Source organism: Pseudomonas sp. JUb52, assembly GCF_004341115.1.
GTDB classification, from domain to species: Bacteria; Pseudomonadota; Gammaproteobacteria; order Pseudomonadales; family Pseudomonadaceae; genus Chryseomonas; species Chryseomonas oryzihabitans.
On the sequence record NZ_SLYS01000011.1, the window covers coordinates 49,699 to 66,874 of the forward strand.

Genomic DNA, 17,176 nt, shown 5'->3' on the forward strand with positions numbered 1-17,176 from the left:
ACAGCCCAGGAGAGACGCCATGCCCAGAGACCCCAGCCTTCACGACCAGACGCGCGCCAGCGGCTGCTGGCTACTGTTCCAGCGCCAGCTGACTACCCGCCGCGTCCTACCGGAGCTTACCGACCGGGAACTGGCCGATGTCGGCCTGGACCGCCATACCGCCCTGCGCGAGGCCCAGCGCCCCTGGTGGCGACTGCTGCTGGAGGCCTGGCGTCAGTCCGGCAGGCGCGACAGTCGCGCGGCCCAGTCCGCCACTGGCGATGGCAGCTCCGGATGCCAGAGTCTGCGCCAGACCACCGCCAGCTGTTCGCGGCCCCCTCGCTCGCGCGGCCACAACGACGGCTCGGCGACCAGTCGCCAACCGCTCGCCTCGCGCTGAGCCAGGACGAAACGAAAACTGTGGTAGCCGGTGGCGCCCAGGCGCAGATCGGTCACCACCAGGTCGTTGCCCAGGCGGTCGTAACGCAGCCAGTCATCGGTGAACCAGCGCAGCCGCTGCTCGGCCGACGAATCGGCGAGGATCGGCGCCAGTTCGCCACCCCGTGGCAGCGGGATCAAGGCGGGTGGGCGATCGTCGAACAGTCCCACCCAGGTCTCCCGGTAGCGCTCGGGTCCGTCATCCACCATGACCCGCCAGAGCAGGCTGGTGAACGGCAGCGGCGCGCTGAACAGGCGGGCATCCGCCTGCCCCTGGGCCGCCAGTACCTGGCGCACCTGGCGCTCGGCGGCGTACTTGGCCACCAGGGTCCAACCCAGATAGACGGTGGACAACGCCAGCGCCGCCACGGTCAGTCGCGGCGAGCGTCCGCGCGGGCCGACCAGCAGCCCAGCCAGCACCGCCACCAGCAGCGGCAGGGTATAGAGCGGATCGATGATAAAGACGCTGGACCAGGCCACCGGGGTCGTCGGCAGCGGCCAAAACAACTGGGTGCCATAGGTGGTGAAGGCATCCAGCAAGGGATGGGTGACCAGCACCAGCCAGAGCGTCAGGAACAGGCGTCCCTGGCTGCAACCGGGATCGCGCCAGCGACCGCAGATCCCCGTCAGCAACAGCGCCAGTCCGGTCAGCACGAACAGCGAATGGCTGAAGCCGCGGTGATAGGTCATCTCCTTGACCGCATCGCCGTAGTCGATGACCACATCGAGATCCGGCAGGGTGGCCAGGGCGGCGCCATAGAGGATGGCGCGCCGCCCCTGCCAGCGACCCAGGAGTGCGGTCTGGACGGTGGCGCCGAGCACGGCCTGGGTCAGCGAATCCACCGGTCAGAGCTCCCGGGCGAAGTCGAGCATCAGCCGCGCCAGGGCCTGGGGCGTCTGCAGCGGCATCAGGTGGCCGGCGCCGGGAATGACCTCCAGGCGGCTGTTGGGAAAGGCCGCCAGGGTGGTGCGGCGCTGCTCGTCCGGCCCCGGCACCTGCTGGTCGTCGGCGCCGCAGACCAGCAGCACCGGATAGTCCAGGGTGTCGATCCGATCGCTCCAGTCCTCACGACTGCCGTGATCGACCCAGGCGCGCCAGGCCTGCAGATTCAGCCGCTGGGCATCGGCGATCACCACCTCGCGGATGGCATCGGGCAGGCGGTGGGCGCTGGATTCGTCGACGAAGGCCTCGGCTTCCGCCCGGCTCTTGCCATAGGCGCGCTGGGCATCGCGATCCGCCTCGCTCATGGGCTGCGGTCCGGGCGGCGAAGGCGCTACCAGGATCAGCCCGACCAGATATTCCGGTCGCCGCGCCGCCAGCACCACGGCCACCTTGCCGGTCATCGAATGGCCGACCAGGATGCAACGCGTAAGACCCAGGGCGCGGATGCTGGCATCCACCTGATCGGCCATCTCGGCCACGCTGTAGCCCTCGACCTTAGCGGCATCGCCGAAGCCCGGCGTATTGAGCGCCACGCAGCGGTGTTCGCCATCCAGGTAGGGGGCGGTGGGAAACCAGGTACGGTGCGAGCCACCGAGAAAGTGCATGAGCACGAAGGTGGGCGAACCGCTGCCCTGCTGGCTGTGGGGAAGCATGGGAAATCCTCGGTGCGGGGCGGAAGGCACTCCTCAGATGGAGAGGTGGGCATCGCGCTAAGTTCCGCTTCGCTCGAGGCCTGGCAACCCGGGCCGCGCCGGCCGGTCTCACCCAGAACCGCCCCCTTGCCAGGAGTCCACCATGGCCGATCTGTCGCACTTTCCCATCACCCACCGCTGGCCCGCCCGGCATCCCGAGCGCCTACAACTCTATTCGCTGCCCACGCCCAACGGCGTCAAGGTCGCCATCCTGCTGGAAGAACTCGGCCTGCCCTACGAGGTGCATCGCATCGACTTCGGCCAGAACGACCAGCACACCGCGGAATTCCTCTCCCTGAGCCCCAACAACAAGATCCCCGCCCTCCTCGACCCCGACGGCCCTGGCGGCGAACCCCTGGGGCTGTTCGAATCCGGCGCCATCCTGCTCTATCTCGCGGAAAAGACCGGGCGCCTGCTGCCGGAGGATCCGGCGCGGCGCTACCAGGCCATCCAGTGGCTAATGTTCCAGATGGGCGGCATCGGCCCCATGTTCGGCCAGCTCGGTTTCTTCACCAAGTTCGCCGGCAGGGAGATCGAAGATCCGCGACCGCGCGAGCGCTATGTGGCCGAAGCCCGGCGCCTGCTCGGCGTACTGGATGGCCAGCTCAAGGGCCGTGCCTGGATGCTGGGCCAGGACTACAGCCTCGTCGACATCGCCACCTTCCCCTGGGTCCGCGCCCTGCTGGAGGTCTATGGAGTGGCCGATCTGGTCGGCTTCCAGGATTTCCCCGAAGTCCGGCGCGTCTTGGAGGTCTTTCTCGCCCGTCCGGCGGTGCAACGCGGCCTGCAGATTCCGGCAGCACCCTGATGCCTGCTGATGACCGACGGCAACTGCACTGGCAATGGCTGGAGAACGGTGCGGTCTTCATACCGATGCAGACCGCTCTGCCCCTAGCGCAACTGACTGTCCTTGCTCGCCCGCCGGTTGTAGCCGCCGGCGCGCTGATCTTCGGCATCCTGCTCGGACTGGCAGCGGATGCACAGGCGCACGCCCAGCACCACCTGACGGCGTGCTTCGGGGATGGCGTCGCCGCACTCCTCGCAATGGGTGAGGCTCGCGCCCCGATGCAGACGGCTGCGGGCGCGCTGCACCGCATCGTCCACCGTGCTGTCGATCTGTTCCTGAACCGCGCCGTCTCCGGCCCACCCATTGGCCATGGCTGATCTCCCGCTGCATTGCTCTGATACCCATTGGAAGCGCAGCTCACGGAGTTGTTCGCTGCCGACCAACGCCCGCTCGTCGTGGCGGCGTCTGCTGTCGCTGCTGATGCTGGGCATGGCGCTGACGGGCTGTGCCAGCCGCGACCTGCTGCGCCAGGTCACGACCGGGCTCTGCGTGCCCAATGCCCGGCTCACCGGGCTCGTGGCGCCCTGTCGCCAGGTGGTGGAGGATCCCGGCTTCGCCGTGCTGCGCGCGCCGGGTGAGCGACAGCATTTCATCCTGGTGCCCCTGCGCCCGCTGCGCGGATTGGAGAGTCCGGCGCTGTGGCAGCCCGGCCAACCCAACTGGTTCGGCCTGGCCTGGCGCCAGCGCTGGTACCTGAGCGCCTGGAGCCGGGCACCGGTGGCGGACGAGCGGATCGCCCTGGCCCTCAATGCCCCCAGTGGGCGCAGCCAGGATCAGCTGCATGTGCACCTGGCCTGCCTGCGGCCCGAGGTGCGCGCGCAGCTCTGGCGGCTGGCGCCCGCTCTGGACGAACACTGGCGCGCGCTGCCCGAGGCGCTGGCGGGCAGTCGCTATCAGGCGCGGCGGCTGAGCGAGACCCAGTTGATGGCCGCGGATTTCTTCCAGGCCCTGGCCAGCCGGCCGCCCTATCCGCTGCCGGATCCACGGCTGTCACTGGCGGTGGTGGCCTTGCCGAGCCGGGACGCCAGCCGCCAGTTCCTGCTGCTGGCCGGTCGCGCAGGCAGCCAGCCAGGCGACCAGGGCTCTGCGGAACGGCTGTTGGCAGCAGACTGCCAGGGAACGACCGCGGCCCCGGCGACTCAATAGCGCCAGCGCGCCAGGAGGCCTGATGCCGCAGGAATTCCAAGACCTCTTCGACTTCATCGATCAGCTGCTCGCCTGGTCCGACTTCTATCTCAAGTCCGGCCTGCTCCTCTGCGGGGTGGGCATGGTGGCCGGCGCGATCGCCTGGAAACGCTGGTGGGGCAAGGCCCTGGCCTTCGGCTGCGCCGGCCTGGGTGCGCTCGCGGCCTTGAGTCTGGATCTGCTCCATCGGCTCTGAACCGCCGCCGCAAGATCCTGAACGGCTTTGCCGCTTTTACCGCCTGCCGCATGGCGGCAAGATGACACTGGCCGTCGCTTTCCGCCGCCAAAGCTTGAACTGCTTCACCGTCTCGAACAGAGGGCGCTACGGGTTGGCGGATAGATCGCGGCGGCTTGCTAGGGTACTGCCCCACAATAATCCGGCTTGTTCATCACGGCCTTCATCTTTTCAGCTCATGCATACAGACCCGATCATGCCCATATCCCCATCTCGCCTGCTGTCCCGCCTACCGCATCTCGGCCTCTGCCTGGCCGCCTCCCTCGCTTCCCTGGCCGGCACCGCCATGGCCCAGGAAGGCACTGCCCGCTGGGTCAGCGACAGCCTGACCACCTATGTCCGCAGTGGCCCCACCGATGGCTACCGTATCGTCGGCACCCTCAAGTCCGGGCAGAAGGTCGAGCTGATCAGCACCCAGGGCGACTACAGCCAGGTGCGCGGCGAAGGCGGCAGCACTGTGTGGATTCCCAGCAGCGACCTGCAGGACAAACCCGGCCAGGCCGAGCGCATGCCGCAACTGGAACAGCAGGTGGCCGAATTGAGCGGGCAGCTCAAGACCATCGATGACAGCTGGAAGAATCGCGTCCAGGGCATGCAGGAGACCCTGGATTCGCGCAAGAAGCAGATCGACGAACTGGAGAGCCGCCGCAAGGACCTCGACGCCCAGCTCACCCAGGCCCAGTCCGAACTGCGCAGCACCCAGGCCAAGCTCGGCAACGAGAACAAGCAGGCGCTGATGCAGTACATGGTCTATGGCGGCAGCATCGCCGGCGCGGGCCTGCTGGCCGGCCTGATCCTGCCGTCCATGACCCGGGGTCGCAAGAAGAACGACCGCTGGTTCTAAAGGTCGGGGCCAGCCCTTCTCGCGGCTGGACGGAACCCGGGGTCACGGCGCCTGCCTCAAGGAGGCAGCGCTTCTGCTACCGTGACCCGACGCCTCCTGTCCAGACGAGCCCCCATGCCTGACACCTCCCGCATTCGCATCCAGCAGGTCGAGACCCTTTCCCAGGACTGGGGCCTGCTGAAGAAGACCACCTTCGACTACCTGCGCCGCGACGGCAGCTGGCAACGCCAGACCCGGGAGACCTACGACCGCGGCAACGGCGCCACCATCCTATTGTACGACCGCGAGCGGCGTACCGTGCTGCTGATTCGCCAGTTCCGCCTGCCGACCCTGGGCAACGGCCTGGACGACGGCCTGCTGGTGGAGACCCCCGCCGGCCTGCTCGACGCGGCCGCCCCCGAAGCGCGCATCAAGGCCGAGGTCGAGGAAGAGACCGGCTACCGCCTGGACAACGTCCAGCACCTGTTCGACGCCTTCATGAGTCCCGGCTCGGTGACCGAGTTGCTGCACTTCTTCGCCGGTGAATACCGCGCCGACCAGCGCATCGCCGACGGTGGTGGACTGCACGAGGAAGGCGAGGACATCGAGCTGCTGGAATTGCCCTTCGACGAGGCCCTGGCCATGGCGCGCGACGGCCGGCTGCTGGATGGCAAGACCATCATGCTGCTGCAGTACGCGGCGCTCTATCTGCTGCCGCGCTAGTCCATGGAGCGGATCCGCAGCCGTATCGAGCAGCAGGTGATGAGCCTTACCGGACTGGCCCTGGGCGAGGTCGACTATGAGCAGCCGCCGGGCGACCCCGGGTTGTTCGGGCCTGGCAGCGTACCCTGGCGGGTCCACAGCGACTTCACCTGCATGCTGATCGGCGGTATCGCCGCGCTGCTGATGCAGACCTTGCACCCGCTGGCCCTGGCCGGGGTCTGGGACCATTCGAAATTTCGCGAAGACATGCTCGGCCGCCTGAGACGCACCGGTCAGTTCATCGCCGCCACCACCTTTGGCAGCCGTGGCGATGCCGAGCGACTGATCGCCCGGGTCAAGGCCATCCACCGGCATATCCAGGGCCAGGCCGCCGACGGCCGCCCCTACAGCGCCGAAGACCCGGCGCTGCTGACCTGGGTCCATGTGGCCGAGGTCAGTCACTTCCTGGCGGCCTATCTGCGCTATTTCGATCCCCGGTTGCCGGGGGCCGAACAGGATCGCTACTACGCCGAGATCGCCCTTGTCGCCGAACGCCTGGGCGCGACGGACGTGCCCCGTTCGCGGGCGGAGATAGCCGCCTACTACCAGGCGATCCGTCCGCAGCTGGTGTGCGACGCGCGCAGCCGCGAGGTCTGCCGGGTATTGCTGCAGGCGCCCGCGCCCAGCGCCCTGGCCAAGCCCTTTGGAGCCCTGATGATGCAGGCCGGCATCGACCTCTTGCCCGACTGGGCCAGCGCGGAGCTGGGTTTCCACCAGGGCCCGCTGCAACGGCAGCTGATTCGCACGGGCATAGGCGCTACCGCCCCGGTGCTGCGCTGGGCCGTGCGCAACGGCTCTTCCCATCGCGCCAGACGGCGGATGGGGATCGAGGGCTGAAGCAGGTGTGGTCGAGACGGCTCCACCGTCGAAGCCCAACAGCCCGAGGTACACCTAGGCATTCGGACGACCCCCTCTCCCCTTGGGAGAGGGTTTGGGGTGAGTGCGCGCCTCGCGACGCAGTCCCAATGGAAAAGGCTGCGCCGTTTTCCACGCTACGGTGCTGCTTGGATAGCCCCCTATCCCCTTGGGAGAGGGTTGGGGTGAGGGCGCGCCTCGCGGCGAAGTCCCAGTGGAAAAGGCTGCGCCGTTTTCCACGCTACGGTGCTGCCTGGATAGCCCCCTATCCCCTTGGGAGAGGGTTGGGGTGAGGGCGCGCCTCGCGACGAAGTCCTAGTGGAAAAGGCTGCGCCGTTTTCCACGCTACTATAGGTATCCAACCTATTCGTAGGAGCGGCCGCATCGGCGGACCGCCAAGGCCGAGATAGACCGCCCTACAACATCCGCACCTTGATCGAGCGGCCCTTGATCTTGCCCTCGCTCAGCCGCTGCAGCGCCTGGCGGGCGATGTCTCTTTCCACGGCGACATAGGCCTGGTTGTCGAACAGGGTGATCTTGCCGATCTTTGCACCGGGCAGGCCGGCGTCGCCGGTCAGGGCGCCGAGGATGTCGCCGGGGCGCAGCTTGTCCTTCTTGCCGGCCGCCAGGGCCAGGGTGTGCATGGCCGGTACCAGCGGCTCCGGGGTGTCGCGCAGCGCACCGAGGGGCTGCCAATCCAGCGGCGAGCCCTGCTGCACCTCGATGGCCTGGGCGCGGCTGGCCTCGGCCGGCGCCACCAAGGACAACGCCAGGCCCTGCTCACCCGCCCGCCCGCTGCGACCGATGCGGTGCACGTGCACCGCCGGATCGCGGGACAGCTCCACGTTGATCACGGCCTCCAGGCCGGCCACGTCGATGCCGCGGGCCGCCACGTCGGTGGCCACCAGCACGCAGAGACTGCGGTTGGCGAACATCGCCAGCACCTGGTCGCGCTCGCGCTGCTCCAGATCGCCATGCAGGGCGGCCGCGGAGATACGCTGGGCATGCAGCGCCTCGACCACCTCCTGGCATTGCTGGCGGGTCTGGCAGAAGGCCACGGCGCTGGCCGGGCGATGGTGCCGGAGCAGGCGCACCACGGCGGCCAGGCGATCCTGGGCGGCGATCTCGTAGAAGCGCTGGCGGATCTGCGTCTCGCTGTGCTGACTCTCGACGCTGATGCGCAGCGGCGCCCGCAGATAGTCCTGGGCCAGGCGCTCGATGCCTTCCGGATAGGTCGCCGAGAACAGCAGCGTCTGCCGCCGTGCCGGCGTCTGGCTGAGGATGTCGGCGATGGCGTCGATGAAGCCCATGTCGAGCATGCGATCGGCTTCATCGAGCACCGCGACGTTGAGGCCGTCCAGCACCAGGGTGCCCTTGCGCAGGTGCTCCTGCACCCGCCCCGGGGTGCCGACGATCACCTGGGCGCCATGCTCCAGGGAAGCGATCTGCGGCCCCAGCGGCATGCCGCCACAGAGGGTCAGGATCTTCATGTTGGGCGTGGTGCGCGCCAGGCGACGCAGTTCGCGGGCCACCTGGTCCGCCAGTTCGCGGGTCGGACAGAGCACCAGCGCCTGACAGCCGAAATAGCGCGGATTGAGTCCCGTCAGCAAGCCGATGCCAAAGGCGGCCGTCTTGCCCGAACCGGTCTTGGCCTGGGCGATGAGGTCCTGGCCCTTGAGAATGATGGGCAGGCTGGCCGCCTGGATGGGCGTCATGCTCAGGTAGCCGAGTTCGGCCAGATTGGCCTGCATGGCCTCGGCCAGCGGCAGGGAATCGAAGGATGAGGGCACGGGAGTCCTTTGAAACGGCTGGTAAAGGTTTACCAGTTTAGCAGAAGGGTACCGGCTCTCCTGCGAATGGACGCTGGATGAGGGCCTACCTATGCTAAGGGGTACGACAACTCAAGGAAGCTTCACCATGTTCGACCGGCCTGTGCTCTATACCCACCCCATGTCGCGCGGACGCATCGTGCGCTGGCTGCTGGAGGAGCTCGGACAACCCTACGAGGTGCAACGGATCGACTACGGGCCGGCGATGAAATCCCCGGCCTATCGCGCCATCAACCCCATGGGCAAGGTGCCGGCGCTGCGCCATGGCGCCGCCGTGGTGACCGAGACCGCCGCCATCTGCGCCTATCTCGCCGACGCCTTTCCCGCTGCGGGGCTCGCCCCACCGCTGAGCGATCCGGCGCGCGGTGCCTACTACCGCTGGCTGTTCTTTGCCGCCGGTCCGCTGGAGGCGGCCACCACCAACCAGGCGCTGGGCGTCGTCCTGCCCGAGGATCCGCAAAAGCGCGGCGCGGTGGGCTATGGCAGTCTCGCCGAGGTGCTCGACACCCTCGACGCCGCCCTGGCCCCCGGTGAATACCTGGTGGACGACCGCTTCACCGCCGCCGACGTCTATGTCGGCGCCCATCTCGCCTGGGGCATGGCCTTCGGCACCATCGAGAAGCGTCCGCACTTCGAGCGCTATGTCGCCGGGCTGGTGTCCCGCTCGGCGGCGGTACGCGCCCGCGAACTCGACGACGCCGAGCTCGCCACGCTTAACTGAGCCGCGTTACAGCTCCACCGGTCCGCGCGGATGGTGCAACGGGCAGCCGTTGCGCTCGCTGCGAAAGTGCGACGACATCTCGTAGGCCGGTTGCCGCGATCTCATGATGCCGCCCAGCGGGCGGTGCGCAGCCAGGCCATGCCAGGGGCTGAACACCATGCCGTCGTCCACTTCGCGCGAGCGCGCCTCGTTCCAGGCCGGTTGCGGCTGGACCTCCAGGCGCGCCACGGTCACATAGGGACTGAGGTCTTCCGGCCAGACCACCGAGGCGTCCTCGATAGGTGTCTGCTTGATATCGACGCCCAGCTGCACGCGGATCTCCCAGACGCCGCCGTGCCGGGCGAAATGGGCATTGACCGCCTCGCGCAGGCCGTCGGGCTTGTCGTTGACCTCGACCGGCGCGTCGGTCAGGGCGGTCAGCTCGGGCGCCACCGGGACCACGCTGAGCTTGGCGAAATAGGGGCCGTAGAGAAAGGGCACCATGGTGTAGAAGGTTTCGCCGAGCGGATGGGTCTCCGGGTGGCCACCCAGGCTCTTCAGCGTCGGACTTTCGCCGCCAAAGGCTTCCACCACCTTCTCGGTGCCGCGCAGCACCGCTGACGCCACCTTCTTCAGGCCCTCACCGCGGTCGGTGGTCTTGGCCAGCAGCTTGAGCGTCTTGAGAAAGGTCTTGGGATCCGGCGCGGTAAAGGCCGGGGCGTTCTGCATGACGAAATCCTGGGTCACCTGGCCTTCGCTACCGGGCAGGCGCTCGCCCGGCACGTCGATCAGCTTGAGCGCCAGACCCCGCGGGGTGGAGACGCTGTCGGCCAGGATGTCGCCCGGATTGGTCGAGAATCTCAGCACCGCGGCATAGTTGCCCGGTACGGCGAAGGCGCCCTGGGCATAGGCCGGCAGCAGGCCGTCCAGCACCGTCACTCGACCCGTGAGCAGGCCATGGCTCTTGGCGTGCACGCTGCGGATGGCATGGCCGCCGTTGGCGTAGGTGGTCTCGGTGATGTCTCTCATGGCCGCGACCATCTCGCGAACGGTTTCGGCTTCATCATCCGGCACCTGCTCGAAGGCGGGCTGGAACGGCAGCGGGTGGACAGCGGTAGGCGTGGTCATCACGGGACTCCTCGGGCGCCGTCGTTCGGATGAGACGGTCAACCGATAGACCGTTATCGCGCTAACGACGTTCGAGCGCTGGCCACCCGGCCGACACGAGGTCACTGTCGACAGCCGCTCGGGAACGGCCCCGCCCAGAGGGGTTCGATATCTCCACACCCACCCCGGAGAGCCACCATGAGCGACGCCGACCAGAAGACCTACGACAATCCCAGCAACACCCCACCGCCCGAAGAGCTGCCCTATGCGGACATGGAGCCGGAAGAGTTTCCGGACGATCCGGACGTGGCCGGCGCGACCGAATCGGGCACTCCTGGCTAGCCACGGCCCTGCCCCGCGGACGACAGCCTGAGCGGCGTCCGCGACACTTTGTGACCGGCCGGTTTGACGGGCGCTCAAGGCGCCGCGAAGATGGGCAGGCGTCTGCCGTGTCGAGTCCCCCATGCTTTCCACCAAGGTACCCTTGCTTCTGCGTAGCCTGATCGGTCGGCTGGTGCGTATCGCCATCGCCTCCGGCGTGACCTACCAGACCTTCGATCGCCTGCTGCGCCAGACCTACTTTGAGGTCGCCCAGGATTTCGAACCGCTGCGCGACAAGCCCAATTCCGACAGCCGCATCTCGGTGCTGACCGGCCTGCCGCGCCGCGAGGTCCGCGCCCTGCGCGAGGCCAGCCCGGAACGTACGCCCTGCACGCCCAGCCTGGAATGGCAGGTGCTCAGCGCCTGGACCTCACGACTGGATCTGCTCGATGCCGAGGGCAATCTGCGCCCCCTCCCCCGCACTCAGCGCCGTGGCGGCGAACAGAGTTTCGACGCCCTGGTCGCCAGCGTCGGCAGCGACGTGCGCGCCCGTACCGTGCTGGATGAATGGCTGCGCAAGGGCTATGCCCGCCTCGACGAGGAAGACCGGGTGGTGCTCACCCCCCGTTCGCTGCTGCGCGGCACCGAGAGCCAGGAAGGCGCAGGGCGGCTGCTGGCCCATTTCACCGGCGACCTGCTGGCCGGCTTCGAGCGCCTCTACCTGCAGGACCGCGCTGCGCCGGACTTCACCTTTCACGTGGTCTACGGCCACAACCTGACCGAGGATTCCACGCTCAGCCTCTATCGCACCGCCTACGACGAATCCATGCACCTGCTCAACCGCCTCAACCGCCTGGTGGTCGAACACGAAGCCCGCGACGCCGGCAAGGCCGACGCCACCCAGCGGGTCACCCTGGGCTTCGGCGGCTATCGCGTGGAACAGGACAGGGATGCCGGCCTGGTGCAGGGACGGGAGGATTAGCGCCAGCAGTTGGTAACGGTCGCAGCGTCCTTGTCTGCGGTCGTGCCTGCTGCACCGCGCAGGCCGGTGGAATCCAGTGTCAAGGTCCCGCAGCTGTCCTTGGTCTGCGCGTTCCGCGGCGCCACGCTCAGGTTGTAGGTAGTGGCTGTAGGGGTACCAAGACTTAGGGAGTAATACTTGTTCGATGAGTCCAGAGATGTGGCTTTATCGTCGCTAGTCAGGCCCAAGCCCTTAAGGGACGCCGTGGCATAGGTGCTGTTCTGCGCGTAATAACGCTCCATCCGAGCCGCTGCCTCGCTGAGCAGCGCCATGCCCTCAGAACGATGACTGCGCAGGATGTAGTTCTGGTAGCTCGGATAGGCGATCGCGGCCAGGATGCCAACGATGGCAACGGTGATCATCAGCTCGATCAGGGTAAAGCCCCGGGTACTGGTCATGCTGAGTTTGTCTCCCGAACTCATTGAGGTTGCGGTATTACCCGCCAGGTTTGCCGGCCCGATGCCTGAGGGCCCTTATTGATGGTGGTCAAGTTGGCGTCCGTACTGCCCAGCTGGCTACCCGAGAGCGTAGTTCCTCCTGCAGGCATGTCGAATCCAGAGATCACCGTATCATTCGAACTGTCCGCAGCGTTGACCACGCCATCGCCATTGAGGTCGAACACATTGAACGTCGTGCGCCCTCCCGAACTTGGATCCACCGCATAGGTCCAGCCAGAGATCCCTGCTGCACAGACTTCACTGTTGGGCGTGATAGTGCTGAAAAATAGCGCCTGACCGCTGGCTGTCATGGGATCAACCATACGCTCGCCGAGCTGGACGCCACCGTAGGCGAGGTCGAGATACCAGCCACTTGCCGCAGACCAGTTCACGCTGTTGTTGCTGAGTACTCGCACGGCCTTGCCGCTCAGAGAGCTCTCTTGGGAAAAGGCTTGCTGTTGCAAAGAGGCGCGATTGAGCGTCGGCGTAGTGGCTGCGGCATTGGAGGTAGAGACCGTGGCGACATTCTTGTCCCATATGCCATAGATACTCTGCAGGTCGGTGGACGACTTGTCTTCCAGGGAAAAATAGCTGCCGGTGCCGAACATCACCACAAAGCCTCGGCCGGATGGATGACGAACCAGCGACGGCGGCGCCGTGATGGGTTGGACGGTACCGTTCTTGTCACGGCTCCTTGCCTGGTAGAGCGGACTACCACCAAAGGAAACCTTGAAGTCCGAGGCGCGTGCCGAGCTCGTGAGGTTACCGTCGGCGACCAGATCGAACCGCCACAGATTACCCTGCAGGTCGCCGCCGTAGACATAGTCGGCGATACCATCAGAGTTGACGTCCAGAGACTTCAGGTTGAATAAACCGTTGCTCTTGCTGCCGGCTTCGACAACCAGTGGAAAGTTGCTGCCGATGGCAGAGCCATCCGCTACGTTCAATGCATAAAGCGCGGCCTTGCGGCCGTTACCGTCATAGCCATTGCCAAACAGCACTGCCCACTGCCCCGTGTGCAATCGAACCACCAGCGGAGTACCGAAACTGTTGCCCAGCGTGGAGTCGCTACGCGAGTTCGTTACCCCTTGCGCGCTGCCGTTGGCAGGGTTGGTGCGAATGTCCGCCCCGGTGAACTCCCATAACAACTTGGGCGATGTCGGATCGGTGATATCCAGCGCGAAGACCTCTCTACCGCCTCCACGCAAAGTGCCGATCAGAACCTTGCGCCATTGCTGTCCGAAAAAGACGTCGGCAATGACGGGCGAACCGTCCACATAGTAGGTATGGAGCGAAGCGGAGGCGTCGTTATAGGTAGAACGGGCCAACTGATAGAGGTTGGGAATCACCGCCGTGGGGATAAAGGCGAAGGTTTCTTTACCCGTATTGGCATTGAAACCATGCAACATGCCGTCATTGGCACCGACGTAGACCATGGGCGCAACACGTGCCTGGGTAGCCTTGAAGGTTGCATAGTCACCCGTGGCGCCTTCCAGCGCATTGGCAGCACTGGTCAGGTACTGGGCGCCACTGGCCACTGCAGGCGCGGAATTGACGATGTCGCCCAACAAGGACGAGCGCTTGCGATAGAGGGAAGATTCTTTGGACGCATCGCCCTTGAGGAAATCGACCTTATCGGCGTCCAGATTGGTTTGCAGGGGCTTGCCGTCGTAGGTACGGTCCGCAAGATTCTTGTAGGTGAACGAACGTAACCCCGTTCCCGTACCGGGAACCGCAGGAATCAGAATGGTGCGGTCGGTCCAGGCGGGCATCACTGTACTGGCCTTCCAGACTGTAGTGGTCGTCTTGTTCGTAGCACCGTTGGCAGTGCCGATAGCCACTGTCGTCTTGGTCAGCTCGCCGCTCCAGTACGTCACGTTTAGACCCGTGGCATAGGTGTCATAGTTGGTGGTCGTGCCACTGCTGGTGCTCAGGGAGGGCAACACCGCCGGCGCTGCCACGGAATTGTTGTTCTGCAAGATCTGACTCAACGCAGCGCGCAACTGACTTTTCAGTCTCGCGGCGTTGGTGACCAGAAAATAGTTATCCGGATCGCCAACGATCCCCGTCGTATCGCGTCCGGCGATGCCATATTTGGCGGCGAACCACAGCGGATTGTTGAGCGTGGTAGCCGCCGTATTGCCCGGCGTGAACAGCTGGGTACTGGCCGCTGGGTTTCCATTGATCCAAGGCAGTTGGGCACAGGAAGCCGCCATGCTCGCCTCGGAGCTGTAGTTGCAGTAACCGGCATCCTGGCCTGGCGGTACGTTGAGGAAGTACTTGAGGCTGGCGTTTTTGTCCTGGGTGACGAGATAGGCTCCGTCACGATTGGTCCCGGAAATCACGTAACCCAGGTTCTGGTTACTGCCGGTGGACTGGGCCGTAGGGGTCACCACCACCTTTAGCTGACCGCTGGCTACGCTGATGTCGTACTTGACGATAACGTCACTATCGAAATCGTTGCCCTGTTCATCGGCCTCGTAGTTGACGCGAAAGACTGCGCCTGTGCTGCTGTAGGATTCGACGTACAGATCGACGATGGCGTCCGTGGGCTGGTAGTTACCCCTGCTTCGATTGGTGCCGACACCGTTGATGGTCTTGGCAAAGGGCACCAGGGAAACGGTTTTGCCGCCAACGTTGAATTCGAACTTCGGCAGGGAGGATGCCAGGGCGACAACGTAGGTATTGGTTTTCTGATCGCCCGAGGCGCTGTTCAAATCGGTGTTCGCGCCATAGCGAGCCACAGAGGCCGAATAGTAGCTGCCTTGCTTGGTGGGTTCTTCAGGTGCCAAGCCGCGGATGTTGGCGAGAGTCGTGACCGTCTTGGCGGTAGGCGCATAGTCCTCGTTGCTGCCTACCGCACCAATGTAACGCTGACCGGCCACCGAGGGCTCCAGGGCACTGATGGCCCTGGCCTGAGCGCTGACATCAAGACCGCTGAGATCGCCGCTGAAGGACGCAAAGGCACTGCCGGGCAACTGATCCGAGTCGTAGGAGACGTTGACGTTGCTCATCACCAGCATGTTGGGCTTGGCGCACCAGTGGGCATTGGCTGCGCTGTTGCTGGCATAGGGGTTGTCCCACGCCGGCTGGGGAAGCCCCACGTTGGCGTCTTCATTCTGCCCGGTGTCGCTGTTGTTTCCGGTAAAGGCCGCGGTCGCCGCAGCCTTGCCGGCGAAATAACGCAACGTTTCGTACATCATCTCGGCGATGGGGTTACCCCAATCGGGAAAATTGCCTTCCGGCATGATGCCCGTCCGGTAACTGCCACGCCGATAGGCACTGCCATTGCCACCATTGTTGTAGTCGCGAATGCGCAACGCATCCAGGGCTCTGACGATGGTGGCATTGGCGCTGAAGACCCCGGTATTGGCGTTCACTTCAGTGCTGAACCTGGATACGACCTTGCGCAGCACGCCACCGGACATGTTCTTGTTGTAGCTGCCCGTCAACAAGCCGAAAAGCATGGCGTCGTCAGCGCCAAAGTCGTGCAGCAATCCGACCGGTTTGTACTGCCCGTTTGGATAGGCCTGGCAGTCGTTGTCGTGATAGTCAGTCGTGCAGACCGCTACCTGTACGGTGTAGTTGGTACGGGTACCCCTACCGTAGGTGTTGTTGTTGAGCACCGGAGATTCCGAAGACGCCCAATCCCAGACCCTTGTGGTGGTATCCGCAGTTTTGACCACGGACAACAACGGCGGCAGGTTACTGCAGGAACTCAAGACACTGCAGTTGGTGCCGGCAGTCATGGTCACGTTGCCGAAGAACAATCGGGTGCCGTTGGCAGGCGCACTCAGGGGCGTGAAATTGGCGATGTCGTAGCCATCGACGGCGACGCTGGTGTACTCCTTGGCCCAGGAGTGGCCATCCTGCGGAATGTAGGCCCGCCGCAGGACGGTCTGGGAGGTATCGTCGAGCTGTCGATAGCCGCCATAGAGCACCTTGCGCAAGGCATCGATGCGACTGGTGGTGACGTAGTTGAGCCAGTTGCCGGACCAGCTCCCCGAGCAGGTGGCATAGGTCCCGGCGCTATTGCTGACGGCCTTCCCGATGGGGGTGAACTTGTCGCCGTTGCCGCTACCACCGGAATGGCTGTAGCACAGGGTCGAGTCGAAGAGACCGTAGTAGGCAATGGCCGGCTTGAACTTCAGATCCAGTACGCCATCGCCGTCGATATCGCTGGCATCGTTGTAAGCTTCGAAAAACAGCGAATGATCCTTGCCCAATACCAACATCGCCAAGGGCGGCTCCGCCTGGCTCACGAACAGGGGCGACTGGCTGGGAAAGGTCGTGGTGGCCTGTGCCAGGCTGGAGAAGACCAGGGCTGCCAGCAGCGCTATCCAACCGTGACGACCGGTTTGAACGTTCATCGACGCGTCCTCGCGCATTAGAAGCTCTTGGCCATGACCGAGCGGTAGGTGATCCGCTGGCCAACTTGATCGTTCGCACAGCCAGCACCCGCACAGCTGTCCACCTCGTAGTAGCGCGTGCCGCACCCGGTCAGGGCGCAGTTGTTCTCGCTACCGCTATCCAGCGGCCCCAGATCAACCACGTACCAGCGGGCATTGGGCGTTTCCGCCGTGGTGCCTGAGTTCAGGATGCTGTAGCCATCCAGGGTGGCGCTCGGGTCGCCGTTACGGAACAGCGGCGTCATGTACCCCAGAGGTACGCTGAGCTTGCCGATCGTCTCGCTACCCAGGGCGGCACCTCCGGCGTTCAGGTAGGCGTTGTTGCGCAGCTGATAGGGAATGCAGAAGGTCACGGTACAGGTGCTTGCCAGGTCCGGCGCGGCAACGGCTCTGCCGATCACGCCCTCGCCGGCCCTGAGTGCGGTCTCGGCGGCGCTCTGCAGATTGTGCTGCTGCTTGATATTGCCCATGACCCGTGACTCCAGGGTGACGCCCCGCAGGCTGGTCAGGGCCAGAATCGTCAACAGCAGGAGCAGCACCAACGCGATCAGCAACGACGCACCACGCTGTCGTCTTCCCGAGTGGCATCGAGA

General features: G+C 65.3%; 17 protein-coding genes and 1 pseudogene. 10 read left to right on the forward strand and 8 right to left on the reverse strand.

The window, feature by feature from the left end:
• Window positions 1–19 precede the first annotated feature (19 nt).
• Window positions 20–127: pseudogene (locus EC839_RS25075) on the forward strand (hypothetical protein); the annotation flags it as partial.
• Window positions 128–213: 86 nt separating this feature from the next.
• Here EC839_RS25075 and EC839_RS17980 read toward each other — a convergent pair.
• Both EC839_RS17980 and EC839_RS17985 read right to left on the reverse strand, forming a co-directional pair.
• On the reverse strand, window positions 214–1,260 hold the full coding sequence (locus tag EC839_RS17980) for a metal-dependent hydrolase (protein ID WP_132832946.1): 1,047 nt from the start codon (window positions 1,258–1,260) through the stop codon (window positions 214–216).
• A gap of 3 nt (window positions 1,261–1,263) precedes the next feature.
• Window positions 1,264–2,013: an alpha/beta fold hydrolase gene (locus EC839_RS17985; RefSeq protein WP_007161018.1), complete on the reverse strand. Its 750-nt coding sequence runs from the start codon at window positions 2,011–2,013 to the stop codon at window positions 1,264–1,266.
• A gap of 142 nt (window positions 2,014–2,155) precedes the next feature.
• On the opposite strand from EC839_RS17985, the gene EC839_RS17990 reads away from it, so the two are divergent.
• Window positions 2,156–2,860, forward strand: a complete 705-nt coding sequence (locus tag EC839_RS17990) for a glutathione S-transferase N-terminal domain-containing protein (protein WP_007161019.1) — start codon at window positions 2,156–2,158, stop codon at window positions 2,858–2,860.
• A gap of 83 nt (window positions 2,861–2,943) precedes the next feature.
• Here EC839_RS17990 and EC839_RS17995 read toward each other — a convergent pair whose 3' ends face one another.
• Entirely contained in the window at window positions 2,944–3,210 is a 267-nt protein-coding gene (locus EC839_RS17995) for a DksA/TraR family C4-type zinc finger protein (protein WP_007161020.1), read from the reverse strand.
• Here EC839_RS17995 and EC839_RS18000 point away from each other — a divergent pair.
• The 5 genes from EC839_RS18000 (at window position 3,209) to EC839_RS18020 (ending at window position 6,741) form a co-directional block, all read left to right on the forward strand.
• Window positions 3,209–4,045 carry a CDP-diacylglycerol diphosphatase gene (locus EC839_RS18000; RefSeq protein ID WP_237709559.1) on the forward strand — a complete coding sequence of 279 codons (837 nt, stop codon included), beginning with the start codon at window positions 3,209–3,211 and terminating at the stop codon, window positions 4,043–4,045. The genes EC839_RS17995 and EC839_RS18000 overlap by 2 nt on opposite strands.
• A gap of 22 nt (window positions 4,046–4,067) precedes the next feature.
• The gene (locus tag EC839_RS18005; RefSeq protein WP_007161022.1) at window positions 4,068–4,280 is read left to right on the forward strand and encodes a hypothetical protein; all 213 of its coding nucleotides are present in this window, start codon (window positions 4,068–4,070) and stop codon (window positions 4,278–4,280) included.
• A gap of 235 nt (window positions 4,281–4,515) precedes the next feature.
• Window positions 4,516–5,163: a TIGR04211 family SH3 domain-containing protein gene (locus EC839_RS18010; protein WP_007161023.1), complete on the forward strand. Its 648-nt coding sequence runs from the start codon at window positions 4,516–4,518 to the stop codon at window positions 5,161–5,163.
• A gap of 114 nt (window positions 5,164–5,277) precedes the next feature.
• Entirely contained in the window at window positions 5,278–5,865 is a 588-nt protein-coding gene (locus EC839_RS18015) for an NUDIX domain-containing protein (RefSeq protein WP_007161024.1), read from the forward strand.
• Between the two features lie 3 nt (window positions 5,866–5,868).
• Complete coding sequence (locus EC839_RS18020; protein ID WP_007161025.1) at window positions 5,869–6,741, forward strand: oxygenase MpaB family protein; 873 nt, start codon at window positions 5,869–5,871, stop codon at window positions 6,739–6,741.
• 434 nt (window positions 6,742–7,175) lie between these two features.
• Here the strand turns inward: EC839_RS18020 and dbpA are convergent, their stop codons facing one another.
• A complete protein-coding gene (dbpA, locus tag EC839_RS18025; RefSeq protein WP_007161026.1) occupies window positions 7,176–8,549 on the reverse strand; it encodes an ATP-dependent RNA helicase DbpA in 1,374 nt (457 codons plus the stop codon).
• A gap of 127 nt (window positions 8,550–8,676) precedes the next feature.
• On the opposite strand from dbpA, the gene EC839_RS18030 reads away from it, so the two are divergent.
• Entirely contained in the window at window positions 8,677–9,309 is a 633-nt protein-coding gene (locus tag EC839_RS18030) for a glutathione S-transferase family protein (RefSeq protein WP_007161027.1), read from the forward strand.
• A 6-nt stretch (window positions 9,310–9,315) separates the two neighbouring features.
• On the opposite strand, the gene EC839_RS18035 is transcribed toward EC839_RS18030, so the two are convergent.
• A complete protein-coding gene (locus tag EC839_RS18035; protein ID WP_007161028.1) occupies window positions 9,316–10,416 on the reverse strand; it encodes a catalase family protein in 1,101 nt (366 codons plus the stop codon).
• A gap of 177 nt (window positions 10,417–10,593) precedes the next feature.
• Here EC839_RS18035 and EC839_RS24205 point away from each other — a divergent pair, with 177 nt between their 5' ends.
• Window positions 10,594–10,737 carry a hypothetical protein gene (locus tag EC839_RS24205; RefSeq protein ID WP_007161029.1) on the forward strand — a complete coding sequence of 48 codons (144 nt, stop codon included), beginning with the start codon at window positions 10,594–10,596 and terminating at the stop codon, window positions 10,735–10,737.
• 121 nt (window positions 10,738–10,858) lie between these two features.
• Complete coding sequence (locus EC839_RS18040; protein WP_007161030.1) at window positions 10,859–11,698, forward strand: DUF6502 family protein; 840 nt, start codon at window positions 10,859–10,861, stop codon at window positions 11,696–11,698.
• Here EC839_RS18040 and EC839_RS18045 read toward each other — a convergent pair.
• From EC839_RS18045 to EC839_RS18055, 3 genes are read right to left on the reverse strand one after another with little or no spacing between them, the layout of a single operon-like run.
• Window positions 11,695–12,135, reverse strand: coding sequence for a type IV pilin protein (locus EC839_RS18045; RefSeq protein ID WP_007161031.1), 441 nt, complete (start codon window positions 12,133–12,135; stop codon window positions 11,695–11,697). The genes EC839_RS18040 and EC839_RS18045 overlap by 4 nt on opposite strands.
• Window positions 12,136–12,155: 20 nt before the next feature.
• Window positions 12,156–16,544, reverse strand: a complete 4,389-nt coding sequence (locus tag EC839_RS18050) for a pilus assembly protein (RefSeq protein WP_165904682.1) — start codon at window positions 16,542–16,544, stop codon at window positions 12,156–12,158.
• 17 nt (window positions 16,545–16,561) lie between these two features.
• Window positions 16,562–17,137, reverse strand: coding sequence for a PilX N-terminal domain-containing pilus assembly protein (locus EC839_RS18055; RefSeq protein WP_007161033.1), 576 nt, complete (start codon window positions 17,135–17,137; stop codon window positions 16,562–16,564).
• Window positions 17,138–17,176 lie beyond the last annotated feature (39 nt).

Bases quoted from the DNA above. Each gene is read 5' to 3' on its own strand.
- EC839_RS18030 (WP_007161027.1), top strand. From the start codon at position 8,677: ATGTTCGACCGGCCTGTGCTCTATACCCACCCCATGTCGCGCGGACGC.
- EC839_RS24205 (WP_007161029.1), top strand. From the start codon at position 10,594: ATGAGCGACGCCGACCAGAAGACCTACGACAATCCCAGCAACACCCCA.
- EC839_RS17995 (WP_007161020.1), bottom strand. From the start codon at position 3,210: ATGGCCAATGGGTGGGCCGGAGACGGCGCGGTTCAGGAACAGATCGAC.
- EC839_RS18035 (WP_007161028.1), bottom strand. From the start codon at position 10,416: ATGACCACGCCTACCGCTGTCCACCCGCTGCCGTTCCAGCCCGCCTTC.
- EC839_RS18000 (WP_237709559.1), top strand. From the start codon at position 3,209: ATGGCTGATCTCCCGCTGCATTGCTCTGATACCCATTGGAAGCGCAGC.
- EC839_RS17985 (WP_007161018.1), bottom strand. From the start codon at position 2,013: ATGCTTCCCCACAGCCAGCAGGGCAGCGGTTCGCCCACCTTCGTGCTC.
- EC839_RS18010 (WP_007161023.1), top strand. From the start codon at position 4,516: ATGCCCATATCCCCATCTCGCCTGCTGTCCCGCCTACCGCATCTCGGC.
- EC839_RS18045 (WP_007161031.1), bottom strand. From the start codon at position 12,135: ATGACCAGTACCCGGGGCTTTACCCTGATCGAGCTGATGATCACCGTT.
- EC839_RS18020 (WP_007161025.1), top strand. From the start codon at position 5,869: ATGGAGCGGATCCGCAGCCGTATCGAGCAGCAGGTGATGAGCCTTACC.
- EC839_RS17990 (WP_007161019.1), top strand. From the start codon at position 2,156: ATGGCCGATCTGTCGCACTTTCCCATCACCCACCGCTGGCCCGCCCGG.
- EC839_RS18040 (WP_007161030.1), top strand. From the start codon at position 10,859: ATGCTTTCCACCAAGGTACCCTTGCTTCTGCGTAGCCTGATCGGTCGG.
- EC839_RS18005 (WP_007161022.1), top strand. From the start codon at position 4,068: ATGCCGCAGGAATTCCAAGACCTCTTCGACTTCATCGATCAGCTGCTC.
- EC839_RS18015 (WP_007161024.1), top strand. From the start codon at position 5,278: ATGCCTGACACCTCCCGCATTCGCATCCAGCAGGTCGAGACCCTTTCC.
- EC839_RS18050 (WP_165904682.1), bottom strand. From the start codon at position 16,544: ATGAACGTTCAAACCGGTCGTCACGGTTGGATAGCGCTGCTGGCAGCC.